This is a genomic window from Flavobacterium aestuarii, assembly GCF_040049115.1.
In the GTDB taxonomy this organism is placed as follows: Bacteria; Bacteroidota; Bacteroidia; order Flavobacteriales; family Flavobacteriaceae; genus Flavobacterium; species Flavobacterium aestuarii.
Genome location: NZ_JBDLZZ010000004.1, coordinates 154,600 through 168,229, shown reverse-complemented (window position 1 = coordinate 168,229; position 13,630 = coordinate 154,600). Strand labels below are relative to the sequence as shown.

The 13,630-nt window shown below is 35.5% G+C and carries 13 protein-coding genes; 10 read left to right on the top strand and 3 right to left on the bottom strand.

The window, feature by feature from the left end; genetic code table 11:
* Positions 1–5: 5 nt before the first annotated feature.
* Positions 6–356 carry a DUF1801 domain-containing protein gene (locus ABEG11_RS05700; protein WP_348823225.1) on the bottom strand — a complete coding sequence of 117 codons (351 nt, stop codon included), beginning with the start codon at positions 354–356 and terminating at the stop codon, positions 6–8.
* Between the two features lie 75 nt (positions 357–431).
* On the opposite strand from ABEG11_RS05700, the gene ABEG11_RS05695 reads away from it, so the two are divergent.
* From ABEG11_RS05695 to ABEG11_RS05665, 7 genes are all read left to right on the top strand, one after another.
* Positions 432–1,049 (top strand): hypothetical protein, encoded by a 618-nt coding sequence (locus ABEG11_RS05695; RefSeq protein WP_348823224.1) that lies wholly within the window; start codon positions 432–434, stop codon positions 1,047–1,049.
* A gap of 34 nt (positions 1,050–1,083) precedes the next feature.
* The gene (locus ABEG11_RS05690) at positions 1,084–1,755 is read left to right on the top strand and encodes a YiiX family permuted papain-like enzyme (protein ID WP_348823223.1); all 672 of its coding nucleotides are present in this window, start codon (positions 1,084–1,086) and stop codon (positions 1,753–1,755) included.
* Between the two features lie 3 nt (positions 1,756–1,758).
* On the top strand, positions 1,759–2,055 hold the full coding sequence (locus tag ABEG11_RS05685) for a winged helix-turn-helix domain-containing protein (protein WP_348823222.1): 297 nt from the start codon (positions 1,759–1,761) through the stop codon (positions 2,053–2,055).
* A gap of 87 nt (positions 2,056–2,142) precedes the next feature.
* Complete coding sequence (locus tag ABEG11_RS05680) at positions 2,143–2,475, top strand: hypothetical protein (RefSeq protein ID WP_348823221.1); 333 nt, start codon at positions 2,143–2,145, stop codon at positions 2,473–2,475.
* Positions 2,476–2,500: 25 nt separating this feature from the next.
* The gene (gene creD, locus ABEG11_RS05675) at positions 2,501–3,859 is read left to right on the top strand and encodes a cell envelope integrity protein CreD (protein ID WP_348823220.1); all 1,359 of its coding nucleotides are present in this window, start codon (positions 2,501–2,503) and stop codon (positions 3,857–3,859) included.
* A 248-nt stretch (positions 3,860–4,107) separates the two neighbouring features.
* Positions 4,108–4,296: a hypothetical protein gene (locus ABEG11_RS05670; protein WP_348823219.1), complete on the top strand. Its 189-nt coding sequence runs from the start codon at positions 4,108–4,110 to the stop codon at positions 4,294–4,296.
* Positions 4,286–4,834 (top strand): DUF8465 domain-containing protein, encoded by a 549-nt coding sequence (locus ABEG11_RS05665; protein ID WP_348823364.1) that lies wholly within the window; start codon positions 4,286–4,288, stop codon positions 4,832–4,834. The genes ABEG11_RS05670 and ABEG11_RS05665 overlap by 11 nt, the downstream gene beginning before the upstream one ends.
* A gap of 65 nt (positions 4,835–4,899) precedes the next feature.
* On the opposite strand, the gene ABEG11_RS05660 is transcribed toward ABEG11_RS05665, so the two are convergent.
* Positions 4,900–5,832 carry a hypothetical protein gene (locus ABEG11_RS05660; protein ID WP_348823218.1) on the bottom strand — a complete coding sequence of 311 codons (933 nt, stop codon included), beginning with the start codon at positions 5,830–5,832 and terminating at the stop codon, positions 4,900–4,902.
* Between the two features lie 163 nt (positions 5,833–5,995).
* Here ABEG11_RS05660 and ABEG11_RS05655 point away from each other — a divergent pair, with 163 nt between their 5' ends.
* A complete protein-coding gene (locus ABEG11_RS05655) occupies positions 5,996–6,919 on the top strand; it encodes an EamA family transporter (protein WP_348823217.1) in 924 nt (307 codons plus the stop codon).
* Between the two features lies 1 nt (position 6,920).
* Positions 6,921–8,042 carry a cysteine desulfurase family protein gene (locus tag ABEG11_RS05650; RefSeq protein WP_348823216.1) on the top strand — a complete coding sequence of 374 codons (1,122 nt, stop codon included), beginning with the start codon at positions 6,921–6,923 and terminating at the stop codon, positions 8,040–8,042.
* A 36-nt stretch (positions 8,043–8,078) separates the two neighbouring features.
* Here ABEG11_RS05650 and ABEG11_RS05645 read toward each other — a convergent pair whose 3' ends face one another.
* Entirely contained in the window at positions 8,079–10,709 is a 2,631-nt protein-coding gene (locus ABEG11_RS05645; protein WP_348823215.1) for a patatin-like phospholipase family protein, read from the bottom strand.
* A 191-nt stretch (positions 10,710–10,900) separates the two neighbouring features.
* Here ABEG11_RS05645 and ABEG11_RS05640 point away from each other — a divergent pair, with 191 nt between their 5' ends.
* Positions 10,901–13,612, top strand: coding sequence for a M16 family metallopeptidase (locus ABEG11_RS05640; protein ID WP_348823214.1), 2,712 nt, complete (start codon positions 10,901–10,903; stop codon positions 13,610–13,612).
* Positions 13,613–13,630 lie beyond the last annotated feature (18 nt).

Genomic DNA, 13,630 nt, shown 5'->3' with positions numbered 1-13,630 from the left:
TTTTTTTATACATATAAAACTAGAGCTTCTTTTATAACATCTATCAAAACAGCATTGTCAATTTCTTCCAGATCATAGTAGCGAAGTGACTTAACGGTATTTCTTTTTTCGCCAATAAGGATCTCCTGATTTCTTTTTAATTCAAAACCTCTGGCAAAACCAGCATCAACAAAACCTTTCCTGGAGTTAGCAATAAAGTAGCAGAACATTCTTTTTTTATAATATAGATAAGGCATCCCCCATTTGAAATGCATTTCTAAATCTGGAATTTCCCGATTAAAAACACTAATTAAATGCAGTAAAATCGCTTGATACTTTTTGGGCTGGCGATAGATGTATTCGTCTGTCAGTTTCATTTTATAAAAATAATCAAAATAGTATTGCTTTTCATAAATTTTATTACTTACTTTGTAATTCAAAGTACTTTATATATGGAAGATAAATATTTACAAGATATCAGTGACATCAAAAACATGATGAATAAATCCTCACAGTTTATCTCTTTGAGCGGTTTGAGTGGCATTTTGGCTGGCGTATATGCTTTGATCGGTGCCTATGTTGGTCATGAATTAATTCAGAATCATCAGAGCTACGACAACAACTACATTATAACTTTAGAAAGCTCTACATTCAAATGGATACTTATAACTGCGTTGATTGTATTGGTTTTATCGATAGGAACAGCCTTCCTGCTGACAATCAGTAAAGCCAAAAGAGAGCAGGAAACGGTTTGGAATAGCGCTTCCAAAAGACTGCTGATCAATTTCCTTATTCCGCTGGTAACTGGAGGAATTTTTTCCTTGCTGCTGCTGCGCCATCAGGTTTATGGATTAATTGCTCCCGTAACCTTAATCTTTTATGGCCTGGCCTGTGTAAATGCAAGTAAATACACTTTAAGAGACGTACGTTATTTAGGGATTACAGTCATCATATTAGGGCTTTTATCAACTGAATTTTCTGGATATGCACTGGAATTCTGGGCATTGGGTTTCGGGGTTTGTCATATTATTTATGGAAGCATGATGTATTTTAAATACGATCGAAATTAGATTTAGTAAACAGTAACCACCAAAGAACGCGGAAATGAAAAAAACGAAATATATTTTTGCTGCAATCACCTTTTTGATGAGTTTTGGCTGTGCTTTGTTCATTGCAAATTCTATGTTTGGAAATATTCTTTTTGGCCAGCGTCCTGAAAATATTTTAGATAAAATCCATGAGGGCGACATGATTTTCCAGACTTCACAATCAAAGCAGTGCGAAGCGGTTCGAATTGCAACCAATTCTAAGTTCTCACATTGTGGCATTATTTTTATTGAAAAAGGAAAAAAATATGTTTTTGAAGCTGTACAGCCTGCAAAATATACTCCTCTCGAAGAGTGGATTACCCACGGAAAAGAAAACCGCTTTGTAGTTACACGATTAAAAAATGCTTCAGCTATACTCGATGCGCAGACACTGCAAAAAATGAAGGCGTATGGAAATACATTAAACAACAAAGATTACGATTTATATTTCGGCTGGTCTGATGATAAAATATACTGCTCAGAACTGATATGGAAAATATACAAAAACGGAGCTGGAATCGAACTGTGTCCATTGCAAAAACTGAAAGATTTTAACTTACAAGATACACGCGTCAAAGTCATTTTAGAAGAAAGATATGGGAAAAATATTCCGCTGAATGAAAGCGCAGTTGCACCATCCAACCTTGAAAACTCCAAAATAGTTACCACAATACTAGACACTTACTAAGATTTGAAAAATATTATTCAAAATATCAATAAAGCTTTTGACCATCGTATCCGGCTGGGAATCATGTCTATACTAATGGTCAATGAATCTGCCGATTTTAGTACCTTGAAAGAATTATTGGGAGTCACTGATGGAAACCTGGCGAGTCATGCCAAAGCTTTGGAAACTGAAAATTATATTGCTATTGAAAAGCAGTTCATAGGCAAAAAGCCAAATACCAGTTATAAGGCAACCAAAGAAGGACGCAAAGCATTCCAAGAACACATTAATGCACTTGAAAAACTGATTCAGCAACGATAACCTATTTTTTTAATTTTTCACTTTGAAATTCAAAGTACTTTACACTTAACACTTTATTATAAACTTTTAATAAATCAATAAATAATTATGGAAACTATCTTAACACAAGAAGAGCCATTTGATGGCCGTGCTGCTAACGAACTCGCAATTGGCTGTTTTACAATTGGCACTTTATTTTTTATTCTTTTTCTAACACTTCAGGACACTTCTTTTATTCTGATAATTGGTTTTATCTTCATTGTACTGGCATCAATTCTTAACATTATTATGCTCACTAACCTGCTCTATCATTTTTATATACTGCCACAACAGCGGAAATATATTGGAACAAAAATCTTAATGCTGCTGAGTAATATACCAATAGCATTCTTGTATTTCGGAATATTAATTTATGTGGCTTGCGCTAATTCGCCTTTTTAATCAAAAAACTCTAACAACAAAAAACATGGAAACAACAGAAAATCAAAACCCCGCTCCCACCCCATTTTTTCAATCCAATACTGCCAAGATGATTATGGTTGGTATACTTACTTTTGTATTGCTTATTCCGCTGGAATTTGTAAAAAGCCTGATAACCGAACGCTCCTTGCGCCAGGAAGAAGTCATCTCCGAAATTAATGCTAAATGGGGCGAAAGCGTCTATTTTTATGGACCAATACTAAAAGTCCCTTACACTGTTTTTGAAGAAACACTGTCAATTAATCAAAAAACAAATGAAACGGTTAAACAGCAGAAAGCAATTACCCGATACGCTTATTTCTTCCCCGAAGAATTAAAAGCAAAATCCAATGTAACGACCAAAGTACTGAACAGGAACAACTACGAATCGGCAGTTTACAGTGCCAAAATGAATTTTGGAGGCTATTACATTCAGCCCGACTTTAGCAGCAAAAATATTCCTGCCGAAGTTATCCAATGGAACAAAGCCACCATTTTAATCAAAACAACGAATCTTAAAAGCATCAAGGATGAAGTAAAAATCAATCTGGGCGGAACCAAATTCACTTTCGAGCCTATTTACAGCAATAACTTAAACGACTCTACACAAGCCTTAGAAACTGGTTTTATTGACCTGAAAAGCATCATAAAAACCAGTAAAACCAGCTTTGGATTTGACATCACTTATAACGGAAGCAAGCAGATAAAAATGGTACCTATTGGCAAAACCACACAGCTCAGCATGCAGTCCAACTGGAGCTCGCCAAGTTTTACAGGCAATTTCCTTCCCGATGATAAAACCAAAAAAATCGATGCCAATGGATTTACTGCCAGCTGGAAAGTCCTGCACATCAATAGAGCATTTTCGCAGCAGTTCTTCGAGAACCTTCCCGATTTAGGGGCTTATGCCTTTGGAGTCGATTTTGTAATTCCCATAAACCAATACCAGCAAAACGAAAGAGCGGCAAAGTATGGCTTCCTTGTAATTGGCCTGACATTCTTGATTTTCTTCCTGATTCAATCGATCAGCAAAATCAAGATTCACATATTTCAATATTCCATGATTGGTCTGGCACTTATTTTATTTTACACTCTGCTTATCTCCATCACCGAGCACAGCACTTTCACAAAAGCCTATTTAATCGCAGCCGTGTCAATCATTACACTAATATCATTGTATTCGATCTCTATCCTCAAAGGAAGCAGATTCCCGCTGTTTATCGCCACATCGCTCACAGGATTGTATACTTTTATCTACGTCATTATTCAATTAGAAAATTACGCTTTACTCGTAGGAAGCATTGGCTTATTCAGCATATTGGCAGCAGTAATGTACTTTTCCCGAAAAATTGACTGGAATAAATAAAGCTGAACATTTAGGAGCTATTTCCTGCACACGAAGCAGAAAGCCGAACTGGCGAAGCAATCCGTTACAATCTTGCTGGCTGAACCCCAGCCAGCAGGATTTTCACTGCTATCAGGGCTAGGGTCTTTCGGCAATAAGAACATTTGCAGAGTCATTGCTATTTCTATGATAAAATCAAATTTTGAAAATCCCAGTCACTTTCAGCAATACTCTGCTAAAGTTTAGTATTTTTGAAGCCTGAAAATGAAATGATGAAAAAATTTGTAATTCTGATCATGGCCATTGCTATTGGCGCAGCATTCTACGAACAGACCAGTACCGATAAAAATGTATATGTTATGGTGATAGCCATAATCATTTTCATGATAGGGATGATGCGGTTAAGCAGTAAAACTCCAAGTAAAAACCAAGATAATAACGAAGATGATGTTCAATAAAGGAGATAAAGTTTCGGTACTGGACGATGCTGTTGACGGCGTGGTGCTGTCAGTAAAAGACAGTGTAATAACTATAGAAACGACAGATGGTTTTGTGATGAATTATAGTTCCAATGAGCTGATTAAAATTGGCGGATCGGATAATTTAATGCAGGGCATCAAAGGCATTAATATTAATGAAATCAAGAAAGAAAAAGAAATTCCAAAACCTAGAAGTTTTGTAAAAGAAAAAAAAGACAAGCACGAATTGCCTGTTCCGGAATTTGATCTGCATATAGAAAAACTGGTTCCCAATAAACGCGGTATGTCCAACTACGATATTTTGACACTTCAGGCAGAAACGGCTCAGCGTCATATTGAATTCGCCATCCGCAACCGGATTCCGAAAATTGTTTTCATACACGGCGTAGGCGAAGGAATTCTCAAAGCCGAATTGGATTTTCTTTTAGGACGTTATGATAATATCGTTTTTCAAGACGCTAATTATCAAAAGTATGGACAGGGTGCTACCGAAGTTTACTTTAAACAGAACAAATAAATATCCTTTTCAAAGCCATAAAAAAACGTCAATACTTTACAGTGTTGACGTTTTTTGTAGTATTTTTATTCGTTAACCTGCAGATTACCAAATTTATATACATCACCTAATCTAAAATCATTGTTCCCTTTGGCAAGAGACACATTTTTAAGAACTATAGTATGAGTGAAAACATTACCTATCGAAGTTGTTGTTACCTCAATAGTGCCACCTGCTACACCCAGCCATTCTTCTTTTACTAAAAGATCTGTTGCTCCGCAAAAAGTATCAATAGGAACCACACTGCTATACAAATGATAAACCAGTTTATTTTTAACAGGACCAATAACACCAGTTCTTGGCTGATCTTTGGGAGTATCTTCATTAACAATCAGTAATGGATCTATAGTAAGCATCAATGCTTCACTCGAACTGGTTTCATATACAACACCAGTGCTGGCACAAAGATTTAAATCTTGTTTAAATGCCAATGGCAATGGAGTTATGTTTTTTAAATAATCACCAAAAACAAAACTTTCGTAAAACTGTGTGGTGCCATCACCTTTGTCAAAAGTTATATTTTTGAATATAATATTATGCTTATATCCTGTAATTTTGGTGCTATTATTAACATCTTCTACTGTTTTGACAGTTACAGTCGTTATTTCAATAACACCCGATTCGGCATTCCATTGGTTTTTTACGTTAGGCGATGCTGGGGGAATTAAATCGCAAATACTATTTGCAGTCACTTTGCTGTCATAAAAGTTATATACAACCTGATTTTGTTCATTAATATTTAATCTGGTTGGCTCTTCGGTAGCTTCCTCCTTAAAAGTCTCCTCAGGAACATTCAGTATCAAAGCTTCGCTTTCCTTGAGCTTAAACAGCAGATTGTTGGCATCTCCGCAAGTGCTTGTTGTAACTTCATCAAAATTAATAGTATCTACAACTAAATCTCCATCATCACAAGCTGCAAAGGCAATTGCACAGATCAATAATCCAAAAAATCTTTTCATTATCATTTTTAATTTTCAACAAAAATATAATATTTAATCTGTTTGATACACTATACATCCGAAAAACCTTTTATTAACTGCCACTTTAACATTTATAAAGCTTTCATTATTATAATTTCATTGGCTTTATAATCCCTATCTTTGTGCAGAATTTTACATTTCAATGAAAAAATACAACTTCTACATTGCCGCTTTTTCTGCTTTTTTTCTCTGGGGATTTTTCAGCTTGGCGCTAAAGCCTATAGCCAATTATGCATCACTCGATATTTTATTTTATCGCGTGTTTTTCAGCGTTCTTGCATTAACAGCTATAAATCTGGCTTTTAGAAGAAAAAGCCTCTCAAAAAACTGGAATGATTTTAAAATAATGCCTAAAAAAAACAGGCAGAAAATCATATTTTTAACATTGACAGGAAGCTTGATCCTTGCATCAAACTGGCTTATTTTTATATACGTCATCAATCATGTAAGCGTTAAGGCAGGCTCACTCGCTTATTTGATCTGTCCCATTCTTACCACCGTATTTGCCTTTTTCCTGCTGCACGAAAAATTAAGCAAATGGAAATGGATTGCAGTATGCATCAGTACATTAAGCTGTATTTTACTATCCTTAAATCATTTTCAGGATATATTTTACAGTTTAGCCGTGGCATCTACCTATGCGCTTTATCTGGTTAGCCAGCGCAAGAATAGTGAGATTGACAAGTTTCTTATTTTGAATATTCAGCTTCTGTTTATCGCTTTGCTGATTCTGCCTTTTTATCCAAGTTACAGCGGAGCAATACCTACAGATCCTGTTTTTTATGGATGCTTATTCTGCATAGTGGTATTTTTTACCATTATTCCGCTTTTTCTGAACCTTTATGCATTAAAAGGGCTTGACTCTTCAACCGTAGGAATCCTGATGTATGTTAATCCAATAATCAATTTCAGCTTGGCAATTTTTTACTTTAAGGAACACGTAAGCCTGCTGCAAATGGTTTCGTATTCTCTTATTTTGATTTCCATTGTTATCTTTAATAAGAAGGTATTATTTGGCAAAAAAAATAAATCCAAAGCAATTGTTAAGGATTCAAAATCTATCTAGCATGAAAAAAGTTTATCTCGATAACGCATCGACCACGCCACTACATCCCGAAGTGATTCTGGAAATGACAAGAATATTGACCGAAGATTATGGCAATCCCTCCTCTACTCACAGTTTGGGACGCAATGCCAAAAGCATACTTGAACTTTCTAGAAAATCGATAGCCAAGCATTTCAGCGCTGCTGCATCTGAAATCATTTTTACATCATGCGGTACCGAAGCCAATAACTGGATTATGCGCTCTGCAGTAAAAGATTTAAAAATAGAGCGTATTATAACCAGCAAAATAGAACACCACGCAGTGCTTCATACGGCTATGGCTTTGCAGCATGAATATAAAATCCAGATAGATTATGTAGAAGTAAAATCCAGCGGTGAACTGGATCTGACACATTTAGCTGCATTATTATCTGAAGAAAAGAAAACATTAGTTTCATTAATGCACGTTAACAATGAAACTGGAACTGTATTAGATCTTGACAGGGTGAGCCAGATCTGCCAAGAGCATCATGCCTTATTTCATTCGGATACCGTACAGTCTATCGGAAAAACAAAAATTGATCTGCAGCATACTCCTATTGATTTTATAACAGCCAGTGCCCATAAATTTCATGGGCCAAAAGGAGCTGGATTCGCTTTTGTCAGAAAAAATTCGGGATTGCAGCCTTTATTTTCTGGAGGAGAACAGGAAAAAGGGCTCCGTCCTGGAACCGAAGCTATACATCAGATAGCAGGTATGGCAAAGGCTCTGGAATTATCGTATCAGAACCTAGATACCGAAAGCAAGTATATTGCCACATTAAAAGAATATACAATTGAAAGGCTAAAGACTGATTTTCCAGATTTTAAAATCAATGGAGAGAATGGTTTTTACAATTTACTAAATGTGACACTGCCATTAGCCGAAAGCAAAACATCGATGATTTTGTTTCATCTGGATATGAAAGGAATTGCCGTTTCCAGAGGCAGCGCATGCCAATCAGGAAGCATCAGGCCCTCTCATGTATTAGCCAAAATGCTCTCGGCAGATGAGCTGAAAAAACCTAATATCCGTATTTCTTTTAGCCATTTTAACACTAAAGAAGATATTGACATACTGATCGAAGGGCTGAAAAATTGTTAATCCACAACAAAACAGTCAACAGACTGGGCTAATTTTTCATTTTACTTTTCCAAATTTATTATACAAAGGATTCAAAACACTGATATAAATTAAAGAAAAAAACCAGCCGATAGTTATTAATAACAGCAATGCCAGCTTCTTTTTGATTACGCTTTCAATGTTAATAACTGCTGCCAGAATTTTGGACAAATAGCCTGCCAGAAAAACAATCAAGGTGAATCCTATAAATTTATAGGAAATATTAATCTGGCTGAAAGGATCTGGATTATACCAATTGCTGATTAAATAATATAGCGACCAGATCAATAGAATAATGCCGGCAAAGAGTAAGGAAAAACGAATAGTTTTTGACATTCTAACAATTTTAAAAGGCACATAACTGCTCACCTTCAATTGTTTTGCAAGCTGTTTTTCGTTTTCTGGGTAAGTACAGCTGTCAGCTATTTTTAGAAAATTCCAATTTTCTTTTTTCAGGATTCCGGCATCTTTTTCATGCATCATCTGCTTGTAGCCGCTATACATTAGCGCATAGGCTTCGAGATCATTAAAAGAATCCAAATCGGTGCGGACTTCGCTGAGCCCTTTCTGAATTTTCTTCATGACGCCATATTTCAGGAGTGCATTTTCTTCTTCAATTTCTTTATCATATAAAATGCTTCGGTTTACATCGGTGCAATCAATCCAGCTCACAGGAAGCTGCTCCAGTCCATTTTTTAAATGTACAATAGAAAGCTTGGCAACAATCGAAGTATATTTTCTTGATTTTAGATCCAGTAATTGAATCTCACGCAGCCGTTCCTGCAAAATGGTATCAACCCTGAAGAATAAAGAGGCAGCACTTTCTGTATGCAGAGTATTATCCGGCATTTGTGCGCTGGCATCACTAATTATAATTTCATTGCATTCCTGTTCTAATATTGATGCGATACCCTGGTTATCATGCACGCCACCATCAATTAATTCTAAATCAAAATTTTTATATAAATCTTTTAATACAAGAGGATGAAACAAGACTGGAACGCAAGACGAAGCAGCAACGGCATATCCTAATCTAAAATTCTGGTACTGCTCTGGCGCATTTTCATAATACATTCTTCTTAAACGTGGTTTTACGTCAAACTCATCCGAGATGTAAGTTGGGGGTTCTCCCATCCATGACGCAGTAAACTGCCAATTGTGTCCTGTATTTACGGCAGTAGAATTCAAGATTAATTGTGGTACTTTATTGCTTCTTTTCCAATTATCATCATTTAATTTGAAATTGTCAGCACCAAAAGGAATAATAAATAAATCATTCATAAAAATTGGCAAACCCTCTTTTTTTGGCAATAGGGCATTATAAAAATATTCCTCATAGAGCTCACCCAATCTATTAGAACGCGAATACGAATTCCCACTCCACATCTTCAGATTTTTAGAAAAACTAGTCAAAAGCCGCATTCTTATATTTTTTTGTACGGCTTCCAGGAATTCGGTTTCTATTTCTTTTACGATCCTTATATAATCCTCCTGAACAATAGTTTCGTCCTCCTTTGATTCATATAACTTCTTGATTTTTAAATAATAAAAAACACCTATAATAGATCCTCCGGATACACATGATATAACTTCGATATCTTTTAATTTATTTTTCTCAGCCAGAGCTGCCAAAACACCGATATGAAATAAAGCAGCTCTAAAACCACCTCCAGAGAGACCAATTCCTAATTTATTCTGCTGTTTTGGCTTTACATTTTTAGTGTTCTCATTTGCCTGAAGATTCAAAGCAATCAAACAGCTGTTCTGTTCCTCTTCTATAATTTCACTTTTTTGAAAAGGATCTTTGTTATTGGATTTCTGGCATTTTTCTGACAACTGATAATTTGCGAGGTTATAAATCTGCTTGCTAAAAGGTTTAATCTGCCAATTCTCCGTCTTATCTATAGTATGTAATTTAATAAAATGAAGCGCCTTTTTATATTTACGCAAACCAAAAAAAGCTTCAGCCAAGGCGGTATATAACTTTTCTTTGGATTCAATTTCATCCTTAAAAACTACTTGCTCTTCATCCAGCAGATAAGCATCTATAATTTCTTTACGTGTATTCTGAGCTGTTTCAAATCTAGCCAAGGTTTCGGCAGTTATCTCACAGGTTTCCGAAAGCCCTTCTAAGTTTTCGATCACGATCAATTCATTGATGTTTGCATAATTCACAGCAGTATTGATACAGTCTGTTTCAGTATGCACCGTTTTATGAGTTTTGTTTTTCCAGATCAGATAGCCTTTTTTATAATACGCCCGCGACTGGAGTAAATTATGAAACTGATGGTCAAACTTCCATTTGCTTCTATATACAGCTCCTGCAATACCGAGTGTTCTGGAATTTCTGGTATTTTCCAAATCGCAGAATGATTTCAGTATATTAATCGCTTTATCAAATTTAAAATAAGAGGATAACGTACTGTCTTTATATACGTTTTCAGCTAAGTCCTGATATTTCGACAAATTAATTTCGGTTCCATGATCTTCATTTTCTGCTATCTTTTTTAACAATATTTCGGCAGCATATCCGTATTGCTCATACTGAACCAGATTTTGATATAAGTCCTCAAATGGAACATCATTAGAAATATCTTCACCCCGCAGATAATTTTTTGCCCATGCAATTATTCTTTTTTTACCCTCCATATTCAAAAATACTGAAAATCAAATTATTAACAAACACATTCATTTAAACAACAACATTTTATAAATTTAAAAAATTATAAATAAATGATTAAATTACTTCCAAAACACTAATATTTTTTTCTTTAAACTGCTTATCCTTTTAATAAAATACATATTTTTACAATATAAACTTACAACTAATTATAAGAAAAATGAAAAAACTTCTTTTTGTTCTCACCTTTGCATCATTGCTGGCTTCAAAATCCTATTCGCAGGAAGCCGCTCTTATTACCTCAGTAGAAGGCATTAAAGAATACAGCTTACCGAATGGTTTAAAAATTTTATTGATTCCTGATGCTGCGCAATCGAATGTGATTGTCAATATCGTTTATGGTGTAGGATCGCGCCATGAAGGCTATGGAGAATCGGGTATGGCACATTTATTAGAACATATGCTGTTTAAGCGTTCCTCTAAATTTACTGATATCAAAAAAACCATTGCCGACAAAGGTGCTCTAGCCAATGGAACCACTTATTATGACCGAACCAACTATTATGAGATTCTGCCTGCAACTGATGAAAATCTAAAATGGGCTCTTGATATGGAAGCCGACAGAATGATAACGTCAGCTATACTTCAATCAGATTTAGACAGCGAATTCAGTGTGGTTCGAAATGAGTTCGAAATTGGCGAAAATGATCCATCAGGAGTTTTAAATGAACGAATTATCTCTACCGCTTATTTATGGCATAATTATGGAAAATCAACCATTGGAAGCAAAGAAGATATCGAGCGTGTAAAGGCTGACCGATTAAAAGAATTTTATAAAAAATATTACCAGCCCAATAATGCAACACTTATCATTGGAGGAAAATTTGATGAGAAAAAAACACTTTCATGGATTAAGCAATACTTTGCTCCTATTCCAAAATCAAAAAACGAAATTCCACAAACCTATACTGTAGAACCAGCACAAGATGGGGAACGATTTGTTGAACTTAAAAGAAATGGAGATCTTCAATACATTGGTATGGCTTATCATACCCCAAGCTATTCGGATAAGGAATATGCTGCTAATAGCGCACTTATTTCAATCATCACGAATAATCCTTCGGGAGCCTTGTACAAAGCGTTAGTCGAAACTAAGCTATCCACAAATGTTTATGGATACACGATGACATTAAAAGATCCCGCATTTAGTTATTTTGCCTGTCAAATAAGCAAAGACAAAGACATCAATACTGTACAAAAAGCCTTTTTGGAAACAATGAATGCTGTACCTGCAATGACTTTTACAGAAGAGGAACTTAAACGTGCAAAAAACGAATTGCTAAAACAATTTGAAAATACATATAACAAAACCATCAATTTAGCTGTTGCGATGACTGAATATATTGGAGCTGGTGATTGGCGTTTGTTTTTTATTGATAGAGATAACATAGAAGCTTTGACAGTGGCAGATATCCAAAATGCTGCCAAAAAATATTATCTGCAAAGCAACAGGACTTATGGACGCTTTATTCCAGAATCAGCCAGTGAACGAACAAAAGTATCCGAAACTAAAGATATCACAGCTCTCGTTAAAGATTACAAAGGAAAAGCAATGGAAGCTAATACAGCAACCTTCGAAACTTCTGTAGCAAATATTATAAAATCTACTGAAGAAGGAAAATTAGCCTCGGGGGGAAAATATGCTCTATTAGAAAAACCAGCAAAAGGAAACAAGATTGAAGGCCGAATCCTGCTGCGAATGGGAGATGAAAAATCATTGAGCCAAAAATCTATGATAGCAAACTTAACAGCCAGCATGCTGAAACTAGGAACCAAAAACAGAACTAAAAAAGAAATCAACGATCAGATTGACCAGTACAAAATCAATCTTAACCTTGGAGGTTCTGTAGATGGCCTGTTTGTAAGAATCAGTACCGACAAAGCAAATCTGGCCAATGCATTAAACCTGCTGCAGGATATTTTGAAAAATCCATCATTTGATGTTACTGAATTTGAAAAACTAAAATTGGAAACCAAAAGCGGATTGGAGGCTAAACGCAATGAACCCCAGGCAGTTGCAAATGAAGAGCTCATAAAAATTACTCAGCTATATCCAAAAAGCCATCCTTACTACAGCGAAACTACTGAAGAAAGCCTGGCTGCATTAAACAAAATTACCATTGAAGACATCAAAAGCTTTTATGCAGATTTTTATGGTGGAGCAAACAGCATTTCGTCCTTTGTGGGAGGAATTGATAAGCCTGCCATAAAAAACTTCATGACCAGCACCTTTGACAACTGGACACCAAAAGTAGCATACAAAAGAATTCCGACTCAATATTTTGATGTAAAATCAAGTGATAAAACGATTCAGATTAATGACAAAACCAATGCGGTGCTGTTTGGAAAAATCAATTTAAACATCGGTACAAAAAATGCTGATTATCCTGCAATAGAAATGGCAAATGAATTATTGGGCGGAGGTTCTTTCCTGTCTTCCAGAATACCGCAGCGGTTGCGTGAAACTGAGGGGCTAAGCTATGGTGCCGGTTCCTACCTGCAGGCAAATGTTATTGACCCTACAGCTGATTGGGGAATTTATGCCTTTTATAACCCTGCGATGAAAGACAAATTAACTGCTGCTTTAAACGAAGAGATCCAGAAAGCAATAAGCAAAGGATTTACAAAAGAAGAATTTGACAGCTCTTTGAAATCCTGGCTGCAAAACAGACAAACCATGTTAGGAGTTGATGAGTTTTTAGTCCGTGAACTTAGGGATAATCTGGATTTAGGAAAAACTTTTAAAGATTATGAAGATTTTGAGAATAAGGTCAAAAATCTGGATGTCCAAAAAGTAAATACAGCCTTAGTAAAATATTTTGATCCAAAAAAATTCGTTATGATCAATGCTGGAGATTTTACTAAAAAGTAGTTTTAAAAAAAATAGAAA